Source organism: Gottfriedia endophytica (assembly GCF_017814275.1).
GTDB lineage: Bacteria > Bacillota > Bacilli > Bacillales > Bacillaceae_G > Gottfriedia > Gottfriedia endophytica.
Window position 1 is genome coordinate 418,996 of record NZ_JAGIYQ010000002.1, and the last position, 21,246, is coordinate 440,241.

25 protein-coding genes are annotated in these 21,246 nt (G+C 32.0%); 8 read left to right on the plus strand and 17 right to left on the minus strand.

The window, feature by feature from the left end:
• Nucleotides 1-135: 135 nt before the first annotated feature.
• Complete coding sequence (locus J5Y03_RS04670) at nucleotides 136-594, plus strand: DinB family protein (RefSeq protein ID WP_209403016.1); 459 nt, start codon at nucleotides 136-138, stop codon at nucleotides 592-594.
• 22 nt (nucleotides 595-616) lie between these two features.
• The gene (locus J5Y03_RS04675; RefSeq protein ID WP_209403018.1) at nucleotides 617-1,399 is read left to right on the plus strand and encodes an HAD family hydrolase; all 783 of its coding nucleotides are present in this window, start codon (nucleotides 617-619) and stop codon (nucleotides 1,397-1,399) included.
• A 107-nt stretch (nucleotides 1,400-1,506) separates the two neighbouring features.
• Here J5Y03_RS04675 and J5Y03_RS04680 read toward each other — a convergent pair whose 3' ends face one another.
• A complete protein-coding gene (locus J5Y03_RS04680; RefSeq protein ID WP_209403020.1) occupies nucleotides 1,507-1,635 on the minus strand; it encodes a YuzL family protein in 129 nt (42 codons plus the stop codon).
• A gap of 179 nt (nucleotides 1,636-1,814) precedes the next feature.
• Between J5Y03_RS04680 and J5Y03_RS04685 the strand changes: the two genes are divergently transcribed.
• Nucleotides 1,815-2,276 carry a hypothetical protein gene (locus tag J5Y03_RS04685; protein WP_209403022.1) on the plus strand — a complete coding sequence of 154 codons (462 nt, stop codon included), beginning with the start codon at nucleotides 1,815-1,817 and terminating at the stop codon, nucleotides 2,274-2,276.
• Between the two features lie 76 nt (nucleotides 2,277-2,352).
• On the opposite strand, the gene gcvPB is transcribed toward J5Y03_RS04685, so the two are convergent.
• From gcvPB to gcvT, 3 genes are read right to left on the minus strand one after another with little or no spacing between them, the layout of a single operon-like run.
• Nucleotides 2,353-3,813, minus strand: coding sequence for an aminomethyl-transferring glycine dehydrogenase subunit GcvPB (gene gcvPB, locus J5Y03_RS04690; protein ID WP_209403024.1), 1,461 nt, complete (start codon nucleotides 3,811-3,813; stop codon nucleotides 2,353-2,355).
• Complete coding sequence (gene gcvPA, locus J5Y03_RS04695) at nucleotides 3,782-5,170, minus strand: aminomethyl-transferring glycine dehydrogenase subunit GcvPA (protein WP_245208738.1); 1,389 nt, start codon at nucleotides 5,168-5,170, stop codon at nucleotides 3,782-3,784. The genes gcvPB and gcvPA overlap by 32 nt, the downstream gene beginning before the upstream one ends.
• A gap of 26 nt (nucleotides 5,171-5,196) precedes the next feature.
• Nucleotides 5,197-6,300: a glycine cleavage system aminomethyltransferase GcvT gene (gcvT, locus tag J5Y03_RS04700; protein ID WP_209403026.1), complete on the minus strand. Its 1,104-nt coding sequence runs from the start codon at nucleotides 6,298-6,300 to the stop codon at nucleotides 5,197-5,199.
• A 363-nt stretch (nucleotides 6,301-6,663) separates the two neighbouring features.
• Here gcvT and J5Y03_RS04705 point away from each other — a divergent pair, with 363 nt between their 5' ends.
• Nucleotides 6,664-8,349: a DEAD/DEAH box helicase gene (locus J5Y03_RS04705; RefSeq protein ID WP_209403028.1), complete on the plus strand. Its 1,686-nt coding sequence runs from the start codon at nucleotides 6,664-6,666 to the stop codon at nucleotides 8,347-8,349.
• Nucleotides 8,336-9,166: a YqhG family protein gene (locus J5Y03_RS04710; protein ID WP_209403030.1), complete on the plus strand. Its 831-nt coding sequence runs from the start codon at nucleotides 8,336-8,338 to the stop codon at nucleotides 9,164-9,166. Before J5Y03_RS04705 ends, J5Y03_RS04710 begins: the two co-directional genes overlap by 14 nt.
• Nucleotides 9,167-9,222: 56 nt before the next feature.
• Here J5Y03_RS04710 and J5Y03_RS04715 read toward each other — a convergent pair whose 3' ends face one another.
• From J5Y03_RS04715 to comGA, 9 genes are read right to left on the minus strand one after another with little or no spacing between them, the layout of a single operon-like run.
• On the minus strand, nucleotides 9,223-9,435 hold the full coding sequence (locus J5Y03_RS04715; protein WP_322099549.1) for a YqzE family protein: 213 nt from the start codon (nucleotides 9,433-9,435) through the stop codon (nucleotides 9,223-9,225).
• Entirely contained in the window at nucleotides 9,436-9,972 is a 537-nt protein-coding gene (locus J5Y03_RS04720; protein ID WP_209403032.1) for a shikimate kinase, read from the minus strand.
• Nucleotides 9,973-9,992: 20 nt separating this feature from the next.
• The gene (locus J5Y03_RS04725) at nucleotides 9,993-10,385 is read right to left on the minus strand and encodes a hypothetical protein (protein WP_209403034.1); all 393 of its coding nucleotides are present in this window, start codon (nucleotides 10,383-10,385) and stop codon (nucleotides 9,993-9,995) included.
• Entirely contained in the window at nucleotides 10,357-10,821 is a 465-nt protein-coding gene (gene comGF, locus J5Y03_RS04730; protein ID WP_209403163.1) for a competence type IV pilus minor pilin ComGF, read from the minus strand. Before comGF ends, J5Y03_RS04725 begins: the two co-directional genes overlap by 29 nt.
• Complete coding sequence (locus tag J5Y03_RS04735; RefSeq protein ID WP_209403036.1) at nucleotides 10,784-11,116, minus strand: hypothetical protein; 333 nt, start codon at nucleotides 11,114-11,116, stop codon at nucleotides 10,784-10,786. The genes comGF and J5Y03_RS04735 overlap by 38 nt, the downstream gene beginning before the upstream one ends.
• Nucleotides 11,103-11,567 (minus strand): competence type IV pilus minor pilin ComGD, encoded by a 465-nt coding sequence (gene comGD, locus J5Y03_RS04740; RefSeq protein ID WP_209403038.1) that lies wholly within the window; start codon nucleotides 11,565-11,567, stop codon nucleotides 11,103-11,105. The genes J5Y03_RS04735 and comGD overlap by 14 nt, the downstream gene beginning before the upstream one ends.
• Nucleotides 11,533-11,829: a competence type IV pilus major pilin ComGC gene (gene comGC, locus J5Y03_RS04745; RefSeq protein WP_209403040.1), complete on the minus strand. Its 297-nt coding sequence runs from the start codon at nucleotides 11,827-11,829 to the stop codon at nucleotides 11,533-11,535. The genes comGD and comGC overlap by 35 nt, the downstream gene beginning before the upstream one ends.
• A gap of 10 nt (nucleotides 11,830-11,839) precedes the next feature.
• Nucleotides 11,840-12,871 carry a competence type IV pilus assembly protein ComGB gene (gene comGB / locus J5Y03_RS04750; RefSeq protein ID WP_209403042.1) on the minus strand — a complete coding sequence of 344 codons (1,032 nt, stop codon included), beginning with the start codon at nucleotides 12,869-12,871 and terminating at the stop codon, nucleotides 11,840-11,842.
• On the minus strand, nucleotides 12,864-13,922 hold the full coding sequence (comGA, locus tag J5Y03_RS04755; RefSeq protein WP_209403044.1) for a competence type IV pilus ATPase ComGA: 1,059 nt from the start codon (nucleotides 13,920-13,922) through the stop codon (nucleotides 12,864-12,866). The genes comGB and comGA overlap by 8 nt, the downstream gene beginning before the upstream one ends.
• A 214-nt stretch (nucleotides 13,923-14,136) precedes the next feature.
• Between comGA and J5Y03_RS04760 the strand changes: the two genes are divergently transcribed.
• Both J5Y03_RS04760 and J5Y03_RS04765 read left to right on the plus strand, forming a co-directional pair.
• Nucleotides 14,137-14,835 (plus strand): helix-turn-helix transcriptional regulator, encoded by a 699-nt coding sequence (locus tag J5Y03_RS04760; protein WP_209403046.1) that lies wholly within the window; start codon nucleotides 14,137-14,139, stop codon nucleotides 14,833-14,835.
• A gap of 122 nt (nucleotides 14,836-14,957) precedes the next feature.
• Entirely contained in the window at nucleotides 14,958-15,200 is a 243-nt protein-coding gene (locus tag J5Y03_RS04765; protein ID WP_209403048.1) for a DUF2626 domain-containing protein, read from the plus strand.
• 244 nt (nucleotides 15,201-15,444) lie between these two features.
• On the opposite strand, the gene J5Y03_RS04770 is transcribed toward J5Y03_RS04765, so the two are convergent.
• A complete protein-coding gene (locus J5Y03_RS04770; RefSeq protein ID WP_209403050.1) occupies nucleotides 15,445-16,557 on the minus strand; it encodes an SAM-dependent methyltransferase in 1,113 nt (370 codons plus the stop codon).
• A gap of 12 nt (nucleotides 16,558-16,569) precedes the next feature.
• Nucleotides 16,570-17,193, minus strand: a complete 624-nt coding sequence (locus tag J5Y03_RS04775; RefSeq protein WP_209403052.1) for an MBL fold metallo-hydrolase — start codon at nucleotides 17,191-17,193, stop codon at nucleotides 16,570-16,572.
• Nucleotides 17,194-17,354: 161 nt separating this feature from the next.
• Between J5Y03_RS04775 and J5Y03_RS04780 the strand changes: the two genes are divergently transcribed.
• Nucleotides 17,355-17,528: a DUF2759 domain-containing protein gene (locus J5Y03_RS04780; RefSeq protein ID WP_209403054.1), complete on the plus strand. Its 174-nt coding sequence runs from the start codon at nucleotides 17,355-17,357 to the stop codon at nucleotides 17,526-17,528.
• 125 nt (nucleotides 17,529-17,653) lie between these two features.
• Here J5Y03_RS04780 and J5Y03_RS04785 read toward each other — a convergent pair whose 3' ends face one another.
• On the minus strand, nucleotides 17,654-18,823 hold the full coding sequence (locus J5Y03_RS04785; RefSeq protein WP_209403056.1) for a M14 family metallopeptidase: 1,170 nt from the start codon (nucleotides 18,821-18,823) through the stop codon (nucleotides 17,654-17,656).
• 118 nt (nucleotides 18,824-18,941) lie between these two features.
• A complete protein-coding gene (locus tag J5Y03_RS04790; RefSeq protein WP_209403058.1) occupies nucleotides 18,942-20,828 on the minus strand; it encodes an LTA synthase family protein in 1,887 nt (628 codons plus the stop codon).
• Nucleotides 20,829-21,246: the final 418 nt, after the last annotated feature.

The following is a 21,246-nucleotide window of genomic DNA, read 5'->3' on the forward strand; positions in this document are numbered from 1 at the left end:
TTCCACCTAATTTTAAAATAAATTCCATAATCACTAATTTTTACAAATAAATGATTATAAAAAATTCCAGTTATTAAAGGAAAATTACTCTAATTAAAGAAATAATAAATTATAAAAATTATAGGAGTACGATCCATGGAAAAAAGACACGAAGTTCTTTTTAATCAATTAAATGAGTATCGAAATGCATTATTGATGGGAATTGACACCATTACGGAAGAAGAAGCTGATCTTATCCCTAATGCGTTTAACAATAACATTCGTTGGAACGTGGGACATATCTTTTTAGACCAATATTTGTGGATTCAACATTTGACTAAAGAGCCAATCAACCTACCGTCTGACTTTAATGACTGGTTTGGATTTGGTACAAGTCCATCTGATTGGAAAACAACACCACCTACTTTAGAAGAATTAAAGCAATTACTTACTAAGCAACAATTATTTATTCGTGAAACATACGGAAACCGATTAGAAGAAGAGTTTTCTCCAACTGAGTCTGGAATGCACACTATTGCACAAGTATTAGTGCGTACAATCTTTCATGAAGGTATACATATTGCAAATATACAAGCGATTAGACGGTTTATTTAACAAATAATAGGGAGCAACAATTATGATTAAAGCGATTATTTTTGATTTGGACGATACCATTCTATGGGATCAAAAAAGTGTAAAGGAAGCTTTTGTAGCTACGTGTCTAGTTGCTAGCCAAAAGTATGATATTGATCCTTCAGTACTAGAAAAAGCGGTACGTGAAGAAGCAAAAAAATTATACTCGTCATATGATACATTTGGATTTACTCAACTGATTGGTATTAACCCTTTTGAAGGACTATGGGGAAATTTTATTGATGATGAAGAGAATTTTAAAAAATTAAGGGAAATAGTTCCTGCTTATCGGAGTGAAGCTTGGACAAGAGGATTAAAAAGAGTAGGTATAAATGATCCCTTATTTGGACAGGAATTAGGTGAACTTTTTCCAGTTGAACGTCGTAATAAACCTTTCATCTATGATGATACATTTGAAGTTTTAGACGCCTTAAATAATCATTATAAACTTTTACTTTTAACAAACGGATCTCCAGATTTACAAAAAACAAAACTAGACATTACTCCAGAATTGATTCCTTATTTTGATCATATTATCATTTCTGGTACATATGGAAAAGGCAAACCACATCCATCCATTTTCGAGCATGCTTTAAGTCAATTATCAATTAACAAAGATGAAGTTCTAATGGTTGGTGATAATTTAATGACTGATATTCTTGGAGCCAATCAAGTTGGAATTAAATCTGTTTGGATTAATCGTCATGACAAGACTTATAAAGAAGTTGTACCTACATTCGAAATTTCCAATCTAAAAGAGCTGATTCCTTTATTAGAATCCTTTTAAGACAATTTTCTAAAAGACAAAGTGTGTACTAAATACTTGGTATTTGTACACACTTTTTATTTTTTTCATTCTTACATTTTTTAATTAAACTTCACATCAACAAATGATTAATGTTTTTTTTGTTTTTTACGTGAAGACGACACTTGAATTCCAGTCTCAGATGTAGTTGTTCCTTGGCCTTCAACGTTTGGTGATCCTAAACCAGCTTTAGAGCGATCTTTTTTAATTTTACCCATTCTTCTCACCTCCATTTTTACTTTTTCAATTAATTAGAATAACTATGCCAAGAAATATTTCTCATTTTATAATGTTGGCATTTAGATTTTCTGTTTAAAATTTCTCCATAGAAAAATTTAGAGGGTTTGACTCGTCTAATAAGAATATTAATAATAATAAACTTGGGAGGTAAGATGATTTGAGAAAAGTTATTCTTATGGCACTATCCTTAACTTTTATATCTTCGCTACTTTATGGTTGTCAATCGAAAGAAAAGATTTCTACTGAAACCACCGTTAATCAATCTACTAAATCGGAAACCAATAATGAATTATTAATCGACAATAATTTTAAAAGCGTCAGCGTTTCAAAAACAAAAGGTGTTGATGAAATTACAATTTATGATAAAGAATCTATCCATGCCTTTCAAAACATATTTTCAAGTGCAGTAAAAGAACCTGGCGTAGTTGATATGGCAGGCCCAGAATTTTATTTAGAAGTCATTTATGACAAAGAAAAGCACCAAAATTTGTATTTATGGATAGGTAAAAAAGGACAAAGAAGTACATTTATGAAAACGGATGATACGAGCACCATTTATACGGTTTTAGAAGAAAAGACTAATAAATTGATTGAATTAATTGAATCTAGCTTTAATTAAGACTTAGTATGACCTTTTAGAAAACAATAAAAAACCGTCATTTCAACAATTTTACTGTTGAACGACGGTTATTTACTTACGCTTTTTGGTAACGTAACACTGGTTTACGTGCTGCTAATGTTTCATCAAGTCTACTTACAACTGTTGAGTAAGGAGCTTCTTGAACGATTTCTGGATTCTCTTCAGCTTCTTTTGCAATTGCGATCATTGTATCACAGAAAGCATCAAGTGTTTCTTTCGATTCTGTTTCAGTTGGTTCGATCATGATACATTCTTCCACGTTTAATGGGAAGTAGATTGTTGGTGGATGGTAACCAAAATCTAATAATCGTTTTGCGATATCAAGTGTACGAACACCTAGTTTCTTTTGACGTTTTCCACTTAATACAAATTCATGCTTACAATGACGATCAAATGGTAGATCAAAATGTGGTGCTAAACGACGCATCATATAGTTAGCGTTTAATACAGCATCTTCAGTAACTTGTTTTAAGCCCTCTGGACCCATTGAACGAATATACGTATATGCACGTACATTGATTCCAAAGTTACCATAATATGGTTTTACTCGGCCGATTGAATGTGGACAATCAGCATTTAAAACATACTCTTCGCCTTGTTGCTCAACAATTGGTGCTGGAAGGAATGGGATTAAGTCTGCTTTCACACCAACTGGACCAGAACCAGGGCCACCTCCACCATGAGGACCTGTGAACGTTTTATGAAGATTTAAGTGAACAACGTCAAAGCCCATATCACCAGGACGTGCTTTACTTAAAACAGCGTTTAAATTTGCTCCATCATAGTATACTTTTCCGCCCGCTTCATGGATAATCTCAGAGATTTCATAAATATCTTCTTCAAATAATCCAAGTGTATTTGGATTTGTAAGCATTAATGCTGCAACGTTTCCATCTACTACACGACGCAAGTCTTCTAAGTCTACAAGACCATTTTCGTTTGATTTAACTGTAATCGTTTCAAATCCTGCTACTGTTGCTGATGCCGGATTTGTACCATGAGCTGAGTCTGGTACGATTACTTTCGTACGGTTAAAATCTCCACGACTTTCATGATATGCACGGATAATCATTAAGCCAGTCCACTCACCGTGAGCTCCTGCTGCAGGCTGTAATGTCACTTCGTCCATACCTGTGATTTCTTTTAATTCTTGTTGAAGCTCATGCATTAACTCAAGTGCACCTTGAACTTGATATTCATCTTGTAAAGGATGAATATGTGCAAAGCCATTAAAGCGCGCAACTGCCTCATTGATTTTTGGATTATACTTCATTGTACATGAACCTAATGGATAAAATCCTGAGTCAACACCATGGTTACGATTAGAAAGTGCTGTATAATGACGCATTAAATCAAGCTCAGAAACTTCTGGTAATTCAGCTTTTTCTTGACGTATATATGCTGAAGGAATTACTTCTTCTACATTAATGTCTTCTACATCAAGAATTGGTAAGCTATAAGCAATTCTTCCTTCTCTACTAATCTCAAAAACTAATGGTTGATCCTTCTTCAGCATGGTGCATCCCCTTTCCGTTCACTAATGAAACTAATTCTTCGATAAATGTATCCATTTGTTCTTTAGAACGTAATTCAGTCACAGCAATCAGCATGTGGTTTTCAAGTGTTGGTTCAACCTTTGCTAAATCATATCCACCGATGATTTTACTAATAAATAACTGTTTATTTAATTCAGTAACATTTGTTTTTACATTTATTACAAGCTCATTAAATGCTGGTCCTTGGAATACAACTTGTAAGCCTTTCGCTTCAAGTTGTTTTTTCATGTACTCGGTACGTTGAATGTTTTGAGTTGCCATTTCAACAGCACCTTTTTTACCAAGTGCAGTCATTGCTACAGAAGCAGCTAATGCATTTAGTGCTTGATTTGAACAAATATTAGAAGTCGCTTTATCACGACGAATATGTTGTTCACGTGCTTGAAGTGTTAATACAAAACCACGGCGTCCTTCTCCATCAACTGTTTGACCTACTAAACGTCCAGGCATTTTTCTCATTAATTTTGAAGTTGTTGCAAAGTAACCACAATGTGGTCCACCAAATTGTGTTGGAATACCGAATGGTTGTGCATCTCCAGCAACAATATCCGCACCAAATTGACCAGGTGGTGTCAAAACAGCTAAAGCTAATGGATTACTTGATACAACAAATAACCCTTTAAAGCTATGTGCGATTGGCTCAATTTTATCTAATTCTTCAATTTGTCCATAGAAGTTTGGATATTGCACTAAAACACACGCAACATCTTCAGACATTTCAGCTTGAAGTTGGTCTAAATCAGTTCTTCCATCTTTTAAGCCAATTTCAACTACTTCTAAATGTTGTCCTTTTGCATAAGAAAGAACAACTTCTCGTGAATGAGGATGAACCCCTTTTGACACTAAGATTTTTTTCTTACCTGTATGACCAGCTGCTAATGTTGCTGCCTCAGCTAGAGACGTTCCTCCATCATACATTGATGAGTTAGCAACATCCATTCCTGTCAATTCACAAATCATTGTTTGAAATTCAAAAATTGCTTGAAGTTCACCTTGTGAAATTTCAGGTTGATAAGGTGTATAAGCTGTATAAAATTCCGAACGAGAAATAACATGGTCTACAACTGTTGGTAAGTAATGATCATATACCCCAGCTCCTAAAAATGAAACATACTCCCTTAAATTCGCATTTTTATTTGCAAGGTCTGTTAATTCTTTTAATAAGTCAGATTCTGATTTTGCTTTTTTAATATTTAATAAACCGTTAAAGCGAACTTTTTCTGGAATATCACTAAACAATTCATCAACCGAGCTTACACCAACTGTCTTAAGCATCTCTTGACGATCTTGCTCTGTCATTGGTAAATATCTATGCATGAAGGAAATTCCCCTTTCTCCCCTACTTATTTTTTCTCACGTTTATAAAAAGGTGTTGAAACGACAACAGCTTTTAAGCGTTTGTTTCGAATCTCTACCTCAACTTCAGTTCCTAATGCTGTGTATTCTTTTTTCAATAATGCTAAGCCAATGTTTCTTTTAAGAGTCGGTGATTGTGTGCCGCTTGTTACTTCACCAATTCTTTCATCTCCAATAAACACCTCATAATGCGTACGAGGAATTCCTTTATCAATCATCTCAATTCCAACAATCTTTCGAGGAACACCATTTTCTTTTTGAGAAGCTAATACTGATTTCCCAATAAAATCAGACTCTTTATTTGTTTTAACTGCGAACCCAATTCCAGCTTCAAGAGGTGTAATGTCTTTTGTTAATTCTTGGCCGTATAAAGCTAGCTTTGCCTCGAAACGAAGTGTATCACGAGCTCCTAAACCACAAGGCTTTAAGCCATCTTCTTTTCCAGCTTCTAAAAGTAATTTCCATAGTGCTGGTCCATCAGAGCTTTCACAGTAAAGTTCATATCCATCTTCACCTGTATAGCCAGTTCTAGAAACTAGTACTGAGTAATCTCCAATTTTCACATTATTTTTGAATGTAAAGTACTTAATATCTACTACATTCTCATCAGTTAAACGTTGAAGTATTGTAGGCGCCAGTGGTCCTTGTAGAGCCAATTGGGCAAAATCTTTACTTTTATTTACAACATGAACATCACCAGCTACATGTGACAGAAGCCATTCAAAATCTTTTTCAATATTAGAAGCATTTACTACTAATAAGTAATGTTCATCATTTAATTTATAAATTAATAGGTCATCGACTGTTCCACCATTTTCATAGCACATTGTACTATACTGTGCAGAACCATCCGTTAATAAGGATACATCATTTGTCATTGTTTTTTGTAAATAAGCTAAGCTACCCTTGCCAGTTACCTCAATTTCTCCCATATGAGAAACATCAAACAAACCTGCTGTTGTTCTTACTGCTTCATGCTCATCTTTGATACTCGTGAACTGAACAGGTAATTCCCAACCACCAAAATCAATTGTTTTTGCACCTAGCACTTTGTATTCTTCAAACAAAGGCGTTCTAAGTAAAGTAGTCATGTAGTCTTCTCCCCCTCTTTCTACATGCATGCAACAGCTAGCGTATTTTTGGTCTTCACTAGCCTTTTCATTGGAATGGTATGACATAATTTTTCCTTATTTAGGAAATGATACTAGAAAAAATAAAAATTACTTTACCAGATTAAAACAAAACTAACAAAAAATTCTTAAAAATAACATTAGATTGTTTTATTTGGTAAATACGAAAATTTTATCTTTTCTATATTATTTATCCTAACATTAAATGACATATTTCTTCAATCAAGAAATGCAATTTTCTAAATATTTTTTACGAACATTAATAACCATTATCTAATTATTGTTCAGTAATATTAAAAGTTTTTAAGAAAATAGGTGAAAATAATGAGCATACCCATCAAATTCCATTCTGACTGGCAAGAATCTTTTTTAAAAAAGCTTGAACATGATGGACCGTGGTCAAACTGGGAAAATTACAAATTAGCTTTTGATACAGTTCACCATCTTGCTGTTCCAACATTCGATGGCATGATCGCACCTTCTTATTTACCTGGGTTAACTCCCCTTCCTCACCAACTTGAAGTAGCGAATACTGTAATTGAAAAAATGAATGGAAAAGCAATTCTTGCGGACGAAGTAGGTCTTGGGAAAACGATAGAAGCAGGATTAATTCTAAAAGAATATATGATTAGAGGTCTTGTAAAAAAAGTACTAATTCTAGTTCCTGCATCGCTAGTTTCACAATGGGCCTTTGAAATGAACACTAAATTTCATATTCCTGCAATTGCTCAGCAAAAAAAGAGTTATGTATGGGATAAGTGTGATGTCGTTGTATCGTCGATTGATACTGCAAAGAGAGCTCCTCATCGTGAGGCAATATTAGACATTCAATATGATTTAATTATTATCGATGAGGCACATAAATTAAAAAACAATAAAACAAAAAACTATGAATTTGTTCAGCTCTTAAAAAAGAAATTTTGTTTATTATTAACTGCTACTCCTGTTCAAAATAAAATTGAAGAAATCTTTCATCTAGTTTCGTTATTAAAGCCAGGGCATTTAGGAAATAAATCAAGTTTTGAAGAATATTTTTCAGCGAAAAACCGTTCATTTGAACATGAAGATTTACTAAAGGAATTAATTGGAAAAGTCATGGTACGAAACAGGCGTCAAGATACTGGGATTGAATGGACGAAACGCCATGTTGAGACTGTCCTGATTGAATTTAATGAAGAAGAACGAAAGCTTTACAATCTAATCGAAGAATGGCAAAAGACTAATTATACTGGGATGTCTTCTGCATTTTCATTTCTTACCTTTAAAAGAGAAGCATGCAGTAGTCGTGAAGCAGTTTATGTATCTATGAAAAAAATGATTCAACGTTTTGAAAAAGAAGGAATTGAAGTAAACGATCTATTTGTGGAGAAAATTTTCCAACAAATCAATTCTATAACATATAATTCCAAAGCTAATAAAGTGGTCGAACTAATCAAAGAAATAAATGATAAGGTCATTATTTTTACAGAATATCGAGCAACCCAGCTTTATTTACAATGGTTATTAAAACAACATGGCATTACATCTGTCCCATTCCGAGGTGGATTTAAACGAGGAAAAAAAGATTGGATGAAGGAATTATTTCGAAATCGAGTACAAGTCTTAATAGCAACTGAAGCTGGAGGAGAAGGGATTAACCTTCAGTTTTGTTCAAATATGATTAACTTTGATTTACCTTGGAATCCAATGAGATTAGAACAACGGATTGGACGTATTCATCGTCTTGGCCAAACCGAAGATGTAAAAATTTTCAATTTCGCAACGGTAGGTTCAATCGAAGAACATATTTTGCGCCTATTATATGAAAAAATTCATCTGTTTGAAAAAGTAATCGGTGAATTAGATGATATTTTAACACGAATTCCATATCAAGAATTTGAGGCTCATCTAAATGAAATCTTTTTACATTCACAATCAGAAGGCGAAATGAAAATAAAAATGGAAAATTTAACATCAATTATTCAACTTCAACAATTAAAACAATCGGGAGATCAATATGCAGCAAAATGAAATTCATCAATATTTAGAGCACTTCCTTGAAACAAATGATTGCAAAATTGTTAACCGCTCATCTGGTTTATTAGAAATTCAATTGACAATTGAAATGGATAAATTGTTAATGAATCGGCCATTTTATTGGCATTATCTTGAAAAAACGGGCGGGATTCCTAATCCAATGAAAGTCACTTTTATTACTGATCAAGATGAAGTGGATGAAAGTGTTAAAGGTGAACAAATACATTTTGGGTCCCCAAGACTGCATCAAATCTTTTCTATTGTAAAAGATTTAGGACAATCAATTAGCTTATATGAAAATGTGCAACCACCAAATGGACAACAGCTTCCACTACATCCATGGTTAGCTGTAAATTATCAAGTATCATTTACATGTGATCGCAAAAGAGATATATTGTACTCATTTGGAATACATTTAATTAGCGGACAAATTATCGAAAATTTCCATCCGATCTTATCAAATCTTTCTTTCTCAGGAAAAATCCCAGATTTTTGTTATTGTATCTCACCAATTATTAAACCTGTATCTGGTTTAAATAGATTGGAACAGCTTTTAACAAAAATAATTGAGAAAGAAGATGAAATGTGGGCGGAAGAAGCAAGAAATCGTTGGGAACATGATTTACAATTATTAAATCAATTTTATGAAGGAACAGAGGATTCCCCAGAAAGCTATAAGGTTGAAAAGAATGCATTAAAAGAGTTATACGATCCAGTTATTCATGTAAATGTCATAAATGGAGGATTGTTTTACCTTTCTCTTCCAACGATGCATTCATTTTTATCAAGTAATGAAAAACAAAATAATTAAATCAAAAAAGAGTGATAATCACTCTTTTTTGATCTGACTTCAATTAATGAAAAAGTTTATATACTCTTCTTATTTCTACGTTCATTCAATTTTCTTTTATAAAGTGCCAAGCTTAAAGGTAATAATCCAAACATTCTTGAAGGTAAATATTCTTTAGATTCCTCTTTTTCATGCTTATGTTGTTCACGCACTTCTTTTGGCTGATCAATATAGTTCATAAATTGTTCAGTCATGTATTTTACATAATCATTTGTTTTCAAACGTTTCACCTAACTTTCTATCTTTTTATTACTACTATCTCCCCCTTTTCTATTCGTTAAACAATTAATTATTTCCATTGTGATTTCATCTGGCATTTTCCCATTTGTATGAATTGTAAAATGTGCTTTTTCATAAAATGGTAAACGTCTTTCAAAAAGAAGTTCTAATTCATTTTTCGTTTTTTGATGTGCATTTGGACGATTCGAATCTTTACTTACACGGTTATATATCACTTCAATCGGTGTATCTAAATAAACTACAACCCCATTCTTAAGTAAATAATGGATATTCTCATCTTTTGATACAATGCCTCCACCAGTTGATACAACTGCATTCTTTATAGGCATCTTTTTTAGTTCTTCTGTTTCATATTTCCTAAACATATTTTCTCCATCTTCCTTGAAAATGGTAGGAATAGATTTTTTTTGACTTTTTTCAATTTGCAAATCTAAATCATAAAATGGCACTTTTATAATATGTGCTAACTTTTCACCTATAGTGGTTTTTCCTGTTCCCATAAATCCAACTAAAAAAATTGTCTCCATAAATCCTCCATTCCATCAATTTACTTTTCTTTCCAAGAAGAAATATCTCCTGTTAGAACATTCAACTCAAATTGCACCATATGCTTGTTTACTAAATAATTATTTGCATTTAGTGTGATAAGGTATTGATTTTGATTGATCATATTAAATGTACTCATAATTTTTGTATTCCCATAAAGTATAACGTCATTTTGATTTTCAGGTATACCGAATTGTCTAAATTTATATATTGCATACGAATAACCTCTTTCAATTTCTGCCATTCCTTCTTTTTTATGTTCGAATAAATTGTAGGATTGGAAAATTGATATCTGAATTAAAAAGAAGAGCACTAACATACTACTAAGTAAAAGAGTAAATGGAAGAAAAAAGCCCTCATTATTTTTACGAAGTTTTAATTGTTGAATACACATTGAGGTTCCTCTCATATGTTACTCCTTTTAAATCTGTCACTTTAATGGTTAATAATGCAAATGAAAGAGGATAAATTTGTAAATCTTTTATATTTTGTAATGCAATATCATGACCTGTCCCATTTTTTTGCCTTCTAATGATTTGTTGATACTGTTCATATGAAGAAATAGAATGATCCGCCGCCTCAACTTCTAAACGGTGCAAAGACACGGTTACTCTAATCCCAGTATTTATATCGTTTTGTAATTTAAAAATAAAATTTTCCCATTCTAAGGCATTTAATGAATCATTTTTAATATTATTTTGAATAAATGGATGTAAACTAGATGATGAAATTGACACGATAATTACTAGAAGGCTAAACGTTATGATTGTCTCTAATAATGTAAAGCCGCTATCATTTCTTGATAGTTGAGCAAATTTTATTTTTCTCATGATTATTCTCCCATAGAATGCAAACTTCCTCCTCGTTCAACGCGTTTATTGAACGAGCTATTTGAAAAACCTTCTGTTCTCTAATTACATCAACTTCCTGAATTGGTCTTCCACCTAGATAATAAGAGTGTAGTGTTTCAGTTAAAATATCTATTGCAATACTTTTTTCATTTAAATAGTTTTTTTGATGGAGTATTTTTCCGATAGAAGGGACAATCGTTGAACAAAATAGGATGAGTAAACTAAGCGAAATAAGTGCTTCAAGAAGGCTAAATCCTTGTTCAAAGCTTTTCATAAGAAAACCTACCTATGCCTAAATAAAATGTAATAATATAAATAATGTTTTTATATTCAACTTGAATTTTTCCTGACTTCGTAATATTACCATCTGTCCCAAATTCAATGGTCGACATTGAAAAATAATAAAAATGAATTTTTGGATCAAACTGTCGTATGACAATAGAGTTTGATGAGATTGGTTCTCTCAATTCATACCGGTCATTCAAAAGATATACTCGTGTTCTTTCTTGATTAATCATTGCATTTTGTTGTGCTAGAAATAAATCACTTTGGAATTGTTGCAAAAATAATTTAAGTTTTTGATTATCCTCCATATTTCTAATTTGCATAAAAGGGAATAGTAAAAATAGCATTGTAATACTTAAAACAATTAGCATCTCAATTAGGGTAAATCCATTTTGATTCTGCTTCTTAAGGTAAAGTAACAGTACCTGTAGTCTTGTCATAACCAAGCTCTTTTTTATTTTGACATGTGTAGGTTGTGATATAGCCATCCTTTTTTAAATCCTCTAGAGTAGATGGAGTAGTATCTTTATCAAGCTTATATGACTCAACCTGTGATTGGACCATCTTTTGAAGAGCTTGGCACCCCTTATCTTGAATGGTTGATTCATGCTTGCCTATATTTGGAATTGTAATGAGTAATAAAATACTAATTATTAACAAAACAATTAACATTTCGATCAAAGTAAATCCCTTTTCATTCATCTTTTTCCTCCTAAATATTGTTCATTATTTGAAACATTGGAAGCAATAGTGATAAATACAATGAAATAATCAACAAAGCAATAACACATAGTAATACTGGCTGCAAAATACTTAAAGACTTTTTCAAGTATTCTTCAATATAATTTACTAGCAGTTTGCTGTATTCTTTTAATTCATTATCTAATGAACTATTTTGCATTCCATGTGTAATAACTAAAGTTAATTCTTTTTCAAAACAATTGTCATTTTGTAAAACTTCTTGGATACTATCCCCGTTTAATAAATGTTGATAAATAATTTTTGACTTTTCTTTTAAAAAGGTGCGAATGTCATTTTGTTGTAAGATTTTTAAAGCTTCTAGAAGTGGAAGACCAGCCTCAAGTAAACTACTAAGCTGCATTGAAAATTCATACGTATTTAGAATCCTTAAAAATTTACTAAATAATGGGATCTTAATTAATACTTCCATGCGTTGTACAGGGGACCGGTGTCGATTTAATAAATATACAACCCCAATAAAAACTGAAAGAGCAATCAAACTAAATGCAATATACTGTGGTGCATTACTGATTACCTTAATATACTTTAGAGCAAATGCATTCTGACTTGTTTGGAATGAAGTAAATAATATTTCATATTGAGGAATAATAAATTGCTTAAAAAAATACAATATACAACCTAAAAAAAGCAATAAACAAATCGGATAAGCTAAAATTTTTTGTACATGTTGTCTATGTTCTAGCTTTTTCTTTAAAATGATACTTCCCTCTTTAAGTGCAAAGGATAAATCACCATGCTTTTCTGCATAATACATATAAAGAGTAACATCTTGATGAAACTTTAATGATTTGATCATTTCAATAAATGGCTTACCTTCTTTAAGCAAGCTAATTTTGTTATTTAATAGAGTTCGTGAATGTTTGGATAAGTGGATACTAGCAAACTCCAACCCTTGTATTAACGGATATCCTTTTTCGAGTAGTTGTCCAAGAGATTGTAAAAATGTGGCTTGTTCTGACAATGACCACTTTTTATTAGTCATAGCTTAAACTTCTTTCAAGGACAGATTCATCAATATAGCCTAATGCAAATCCTTTAATAAATTGTTTGTTAAGTGTCTTTATTTCATAAAATTCATCTTTTCCATTTATTTCATTCATTACCTTTCTTAACGTTTTTCCATAGAGCAATTCATACACACTTAACCTTTTAATTTTTCGAAGGCTTCTACATTGTGGCGTACATTCTCCTTTGCAAAATGGGCATTTAATCGGGACAAGCCTTTGTGAAACAACACCGACTAATGATTGAAAAAGTTCTTCTTTTTGTATACCTAATTCGAGCAAACGATAAAGAGATCCCTTCGTATCTTTCGCATGAAGTGTTGTTAAAACTAAATGGCCAGATAAAGCAGCACGAATAGCAATATGAGCAGTTTCTTCATCCCGAATTTCTCCTACCATAATCACGTCCGGATCATGTCTAAGGATCGCTCTCAGTCCTGATGAATACGTAACCCCTGCTTTTTCATTAACTTGTACTTGAAATAGATCTTCCGTTCTTTTTTCAATTGGGTCTTCTAAAGTAATAATACTTCTTGAAAAATTTTCTTTTGCTGCTTGAAGTAAAGCATAAAGAGTTGTCGTTTTACCACAACCTGTTGGCCCTGTAAATAATAACAATCCATGTGAGTGTTTTAAAAGTGAGAGTAACTTAATTCTTTCAGTTGGAAAAAGGGACAAGCGTTCAAGAGGAATAACTTTTTCTTGCGGATGAATTCGAATAACAAGTGATTCATCATTCAAAATGGGTAAAGTTGAAAGTCTTAAAAAAATAGTCTCATCATTAATCTTTAACGTTAATGTACCAGATTGAGGTCTTCTTTTTTCTCCAATATCCATTGATCCTAAAAATTTAAAATGTGAGATTAAGCGATGAATTATCTCACTTTTCTCTTTTTGTATAAGATGGAGTTTACCATCTATCCGAAAATAAATATCAAATTGATCTTTTTTTGGTAAAAGATGAATGTCAGATGCACCAAAGTTTTTTGCTTTAGTGACTAATAATTCTCCATAATCTTCTATTTGCACTCTTTCCCCTCCTTTCAATTTGATTCTAGTTTACTCAGTCACTTCAAAAGTTACAATTTTCTAAAAATCGACAAAAAGTGATAAAAATGAAATTTGAGCTATCATTTTCTTAAAATGAAAAGTCACTACAATAAAAATAGCCTCCAAAATTTATTTTCATGTTTTTTCCATTTTCTAAAGAGAAACTCTTATAATAGAAAATGAGGTGTTTAGGATGGAGAATTTTCTTAAGATTACAAATGGGTTAGCAGATCCTACTCGTTATGAAATCTATCAAACAATTATTAAACGAAATGAACCAGTAACTGTACAAGAAATAGCCAACCAATTTTCATTACATACAAATGTTGCAAGACATCATTTATCGAAACTAGAAGAACTTAAATTAGTAAAATCTGATTTAATAAAAACAGGGAAAGGCGGTAGACCTTCTAAGTGCTACCAATTGTCAGATAAAGTATCACAGCTATCATTTCCATTTCGAGATTATGAATTATTAGCTAAAATTGCACTACAATCTATTCAAAGTTTAGGTGAAGATGGAAAAAAACTTCTATTTGATACAGGTGCATCCTATGGTTCACAGCTCATAAAAAAACTTCTTCTTTCGAATCCACAGATATTTGAGCAGATAACAATAGAAAATAAACTTGCAATAATCCAAGAAGCAAGCGTCATGCTAGGTTTTTATCCAACTATTGTATGTTCAGAAGAAGAACAATTTATTGACTTTTCAATTTGCAACTGCCCATTTAAAGAAATCGCAAAACAAAATCATTCAGTATGTACTATGCACTTTTCATTTATTGAAGGAATGTTTACAACATTATTTCCCAAAAATGAATTTCAACAAACTGAAAATATGTTAATAAAAGATAATCAATGTTCTTATAGAATTATGATTTATGATTAATAATTTAAAATTTTTAGAAGAGACAATGATGTAACAATTATTTGAATACAATATTTACAATTATAAGTTTCTTATTCTATAATATTATTGGGTAGAAATTTGTCTTTAGGGGGGAAAATGATATGGATCGTATGTTTCGCGTTCTAGGTTTTTGGACTGCTATTTTTACTGTAATGTTATATGTTGGCGGAATGAATGGAGCTTCATTACTATTCTTAGCGCAAACTATCTTCTTCGTCGTATTAAGTTATCTTAAATTAACTGAACGTATGTATATCTATATTTTTGGTGCATACTTAACAGTGTTCTTTGTTGGGTTTACATACTATAGTACGTTCATATTAGTACCAAGTTTTGGTGACTAATTCCAAAGTAATGATAAAAAAGCTAACACTTTATTGTATTTAATACAGTAAGTGTTAGCTTTTTTATTTCTTCATAGCAACTATTAATTCTTTCATTACGGCAGTATTCGTAAACAATGTTGCTATTTTAGAGTGCGATAGTTGATTACAACTCCAGGTTGCTCTTTTTCCGTGGAGCAGGGGAAGATTGTTACAAATTCCTAATTCCTTATCCCTTGTTCCCTGGTCTATGTCGAACAATCTTTTAGAAAACTGCCTTTATCAAAGAAATTTTATCTTCAGCAAGTCCAATACTTTGAATTAATACTTGAAAGGAGTCACTCATTCCTCCTGGCATAACAAATGTTTGAACTGCACGATTTTGTTTATACTCTTGCGAAAATGGATTCGTTGAAGCATGGGGTACTAACCAGTCAAAAATTCCAAGACTTATTAAAAATTCTCTTTGGGAACCAAAATATAAATTATCCCCATTATTTGATTCACACACTTTCTTTAGTTCATCCCAGTGAATATGTGTCGTCAAATCCATTTCTCCAGGGTATTGTAGGACATTTTCAATTAATTGATGTTCATAAAAACCTCGCAAACTCCCTTTAAAGCGATGCATTTCATCCCACTCTTCTCGAGTGTTACCATAATCAATTGAAACAATAATAGAGTTTCCACATTTATCGATTAATTGATGATGAAATTCATTCATTTTAATCGGAATTTCAACTCTGAGGCCTTCACTACCAGTAAATTGATGATTCCTTAAAAATTGGATACATTCTTCATCTTCTAATAATAATAATTTTTCACAAAGCTCATTCTCTTCATTCAGACCAATAATTACCTCATACCAATTATTGATTTGAAATTCAACAACTTTAACTGGCATGGCATCAAATAATTCATTTGAAAAGATTAATCCGTTTAATGGGCTTTGTACTGAATTTATAGATGAAACGATTTCAACACAAGTAAAATCTTCTGTATTTTTCTGAATTAGGGTTCTATGGTACGCACTACCCTCAATTGCAATATATTTCATAGAACGATAAACAAACGGTTCTTTATTTTGACAATAATTTAATAACCCGTAAGCAAATCGTCCATTTCCTGAACCAAACTCAAAAAAAATTGGTTCAACAATTTTATTTTTTACTAGATGACAGAAAAAAGATGCAATCACTTCTGAAAAAATATGACTCACAGTACTTGACGTATAAAAATCCCCTTTGCGCCCAATCTTCTCTTTCATTCGAGAATAGTACCCTTTTTCTTTATGATACAAACAAAGAGACATATACTCATCAAAAGGAATTGCTTCCAAAGCACTTTCTTTTATTTTTTCTCGTAAAATGTCTTTCATATTAACCTCAAATTATAAAAACGGATTATGTTTTTTCTCGTATTGAATAGAAGTTTCAGGACCATGTCCACTATAAACTCTTGTATTCTCTGGTAATGAAAATAGTTTTGATTTAATACTTTTAATTAACGTATCATGGTCTCCACCTGGTAAATCTGTACGACCAATTCCTTGACAGAATAAAGCATCACCAGAAAAAACAGACTTTGCATCCTTTACATAATAAGACACACTTCCAGGAGAATGCCCTGGAGTCTCAAAAACAGAAAGAGTAAAATTGCCAATTTCCATTTTTCCTTCTTTGCTAATTAAATGGTCTGCTTCTCTAGCAAAAACTTCTCTTCGAAGGAACAATGCTGAACCATTTTTCGTACTATCTGCTAAAAAGTCTTTTTCATTTTCATGTAAATAGACTGGTATATTGTATCGATCTCTAACCTCGTCCAATGCCCCAATATGATCAAAATGAGCATGTGTTAATAAGATAGCTAAAGGTTTATATTGATTTTCTTCAATAACATCAAAAATCTCAAATGCTTCCTCACCTGGATCAAAAATTAATACTTCCTTTAAATCATTCGCTAATACATAACAATTTGTTTCAAGAGGTCCTAATGGTAATTGGATGATATTCATTTTTGTTCCCTACTTTCTAATTCTATTCAACTTTTCTACTATATCACAATTTTCAATATGCTCTGAAATTGAAATAGACAATTGTGTACAAAAGTTTTACAATAATATTGAATGATAGCATATTGGGGTTGCTATTACCAATTTTTTAAAGGGGGATTCAGATGGGAACAGTTATTATTTTTATAATCGTTGCTATATTAAGTTTTGGTGGCCTACTTAAATCTTTAAAAGAAAAAAACTTTTTAGGTATTATCTTCGCAGCTGGTGCTGTTGGCATTTTTAGTTGGTTTTCAATTATGACCATCTTACACAATGGTTATCCGCCAGCACTTTAATTTCTACATAAAAAACACCCTTTCCATTTCGTTGGAAAGGGTGTTTTATTTTAGCTGTCTTGGTAAACTATACTACTATTTTAGAATGTGTTAGGTGATTACAACTCCAGGTTGCTCCCTTTCCGTTAGATTAATAGTAATGAACCAAATAAAATTGGCATTGTCTCTGCATAGATCTCATGAAATTTCGAAAGTGGTAATGGATTAATCCCTTTACCGAGCTCTAATGTAAAACCTGGTTTTTGATATTTTTGAATAAACCAGTCCTTGAAGCCAGCATGACTATCAATTGTTCTTACAGATCTATAAGGACTTACCTTAGCAAAGTATTCTGCATATCTTATGGACTCTTCGGGTTCTAAGCCTTCGTACCCCCAATAGAATTCCTTTCCTTGTGTATGAAGTGCAAGTACCATATCAAATTGGCGTTCTACTACAAGCTTTGCCATTGTTATTGATTCAGCTTCAGAAAGTGGGTAATCTCCTGGATAATCTCGTGGAGAATATGACTTAGGTATTTTTCTAGCTTTCTCAATTTCCCAATTAGCAGGAAATTGATTATTTAGGTCAACCCCTCTTATATTTGCCTTCCATGCAGTAAAATCATTACTACCCCCATTTATGAGAATTGCCTGCTCTTGAAATATAGGATCATCTACTTTTCCATTTACGACTAAATCAACCCCATCTGGATTAACCATCGGAACAATTGAAAGTGTAATTTGAGTAAATAAATCATAGCCATTAATCGTTTCAGAAGGGAGAGTAAACGTGCAAAAGTAACAAAGCCATTCTACTATTTTCATGATCACACAAGAAGTAATCCATTCATTTGCATGAAATGAAGCATTCCAATGAATTTTTCTAGATCCACTTCCTAATACAAGTTCATAAATCGGTTTTCCAAGTGTGGTTTTTCCAATTTCATTTACATTTAAAAATGGGTAAAGCTGCTGAATTTGAGCCAGATCATTTTCCATTTTAGAAAAACTATATGGTTGTGGTACGACAATTGAATTAGGAGTAGCTCTAACTACTGAAAAAAATGACTGACGCTCTTTTAACTCCTTTTCACTTTTTACTTCATTTACTAAATTTAAAATTTCTACATTTAGCAAATCGTCAAACAAGTCCTTTTTGGCTAAATATAATTCATTACTTGAGATCAGCTTCTTATAAAAACCAGGTATAAAAATTTCTCGCCTTTCGTTCATAAGTATAAAATTCGGATTAATTCGAAACATATTTGCAATATCTTGAATTGAAGTTTCCTCATTTGCTAGAAATGAAATCATCATACCACCCCAATTTCCGCTTTCTGATTCATTCTTTCTTCACTATATGCTCCTTTTATTAAAAATAGAAAAAGAGGTTGTCCAACTAATGTTGAATCAACCTCTCATATTGTAAAAATTATGATTTAGTATCTACCACATCATATTTAATTTTGTAGAAACGAAGTAAATCTTTACTAATGATATCATCAGAGTATTTTAATGATTTTTGAGCTTTATCTAAATCCTCTTTTGGTGGTTTCTGACCGACAAGTTCTTTGCCAGTCAATCTGTCGTACATTTTTTCACCAGTATAAATATACTTATCTGTTACAATCGTGCCATCACGTAATACAACAAACTGTTTATAATTTGGAGCAAACATATCATTACCAAAGTTAAGAGATGTTTTAGCCGGATCTTCTCCAAGTAAATTTAAGATTGTTGGTTTTACGTTAATATCACCCGTAACCTTATGAATTGTTTCACCAGTTTTTTGATCAGGGAAATGGATTAAAAACGGTGTTCGTTGTAATTGGATGTGTTCGTAAGGTGTAATTTCTTTCCCTAAAACCTTACTCATTGCTGCATTATGGTTTTCAGAAATACCATAGTGGTCACCATACATTACAATAATTGTTTTATCATATAAACCAGATGCCTTCATCTCATCAATAAATTGTTTTAACGATTGATCTAGATAATGAACAGTTGTTACATAGTTATCTACTGTAGCATCTCCAGTATTTAACTTATCAATCGTTTGATCTTTTGGATCTAATTCAAAAGGATAATGATTTGTCAGTGTGATCATTCTATTATAAAAAGGTTGCGGCATTGTTTTCATAATGTTAACTGATTGCTCAAAGAAGTTCTCATCTTTTAAACCCCAACCTACAGATGTATCAGGTGTGATTTTATAGTCTTTTTCATTATAAAAACGATCATACCCTAAATGCGGATACATCATATTTCGATTCCAGAACGATGCATTATTAGCATGCATAACAGATGTATAGTAACCGTCTTTTCTTAAAATACTTGGTGTAGCTGTATAAGTGTTAGTCGGATTTGTAAAGAAAACTGCCCCACGATCAGTTGGATATAATGAATTATCAATTAAAAACTCAGCATCTGATGTTTTACCTTGACCAGTTTGATGGTAAAAATTATCAAAGAAATAACTTTGTTTAGTATATTGATTTAAAAATGGTGTAACTTCTTTTCCATTTACTTTCATCCCTAGGACAAAATCCTGTAATGATTCTAAAGAGATAACAACAACATTTTTACCTTTATACTTACCATGTAACTCCGCATTTACACCCGTATCATTAGAACGAATAAAGTTTTGAATTCCTGCTAACTCACTATCATTTGCTAATGCTTTTTGTGTACTAGTTTTCGCTTGTAAGCCGATATCATATAAATGATAGTTGAATATCCCTAAATATTTCACTAAGTATTCACGGTCAAATGAACGAGATAATAGCTGTGGACGGTCTGCCTCAGCCATCCCTAAGTTAAGAACAAAAATTGCAATCATTATTAAAAAGTAAGCCGATCTTGCTGAACCTTTTACATTTTCTGTAGTAAAAAATTTCTTACCCCAAAATTTGTTTATTAAAATCAAAAGAATCACATCGGAAAAAGCAAAAATAGTTTTAAAACTCAACATTGCTTTTACACTTGTTCCTAAATCTCCGAAGTTCTTTGTCATAAATAGAACTGGAATCGTTACAAAATCATCAAAGAAGGAATAATACATTGCATCTCCAACTAAAATTAGAGACAGTATAAAACTAATCCAGATGATTGCTCTATTCCTTTTTGGTCCTTTTGCAAATAAACCAAGTCCAATAAATAAAAGTAATGAGGCAATCGGACTAATGATCATAATAATTTCTTGAAACGAACCTTGTATTCCTAAATGAAATAAAAAAAAGTTTAAAATTAATGCTTTTATCCATAAAAACGTTACTGCAATTAATGGAAATCCAAAGTTCTTAAAAAACTTCTTCCACATAAAATTTACCTCCAATTATTGCCTACCAATCTATCAATCTCTTTTCGGTACACAATAAAAATATATTAATCAAACATAAAATTATTTTCAAGGAAATAAGCATAACATAATAATTAGTAATTTTTAATTTATTGCTTATTAATCCACACTACATCAATGATAACAAATCTAACATACATTATTATTATCGTCAAATAACTTACCGTTATATTACATCATATGAAAAGGCTCTGTTCTTTTTAAGGATGTTTCATAAACCTTGTTGCTGAAATGCGTTAGTTGATTACAACTCCAGGTTGCTCGCCTTCCGCGTGGCGTAAGCTAGCCTCCTCGTCGCATAAGCTCCTGCGGGGTCTCAGCCTTCCCGCTATTCCCACAGGAGTCTCGCACCTTCCGCCCGAATCAACTTCTATCTTAA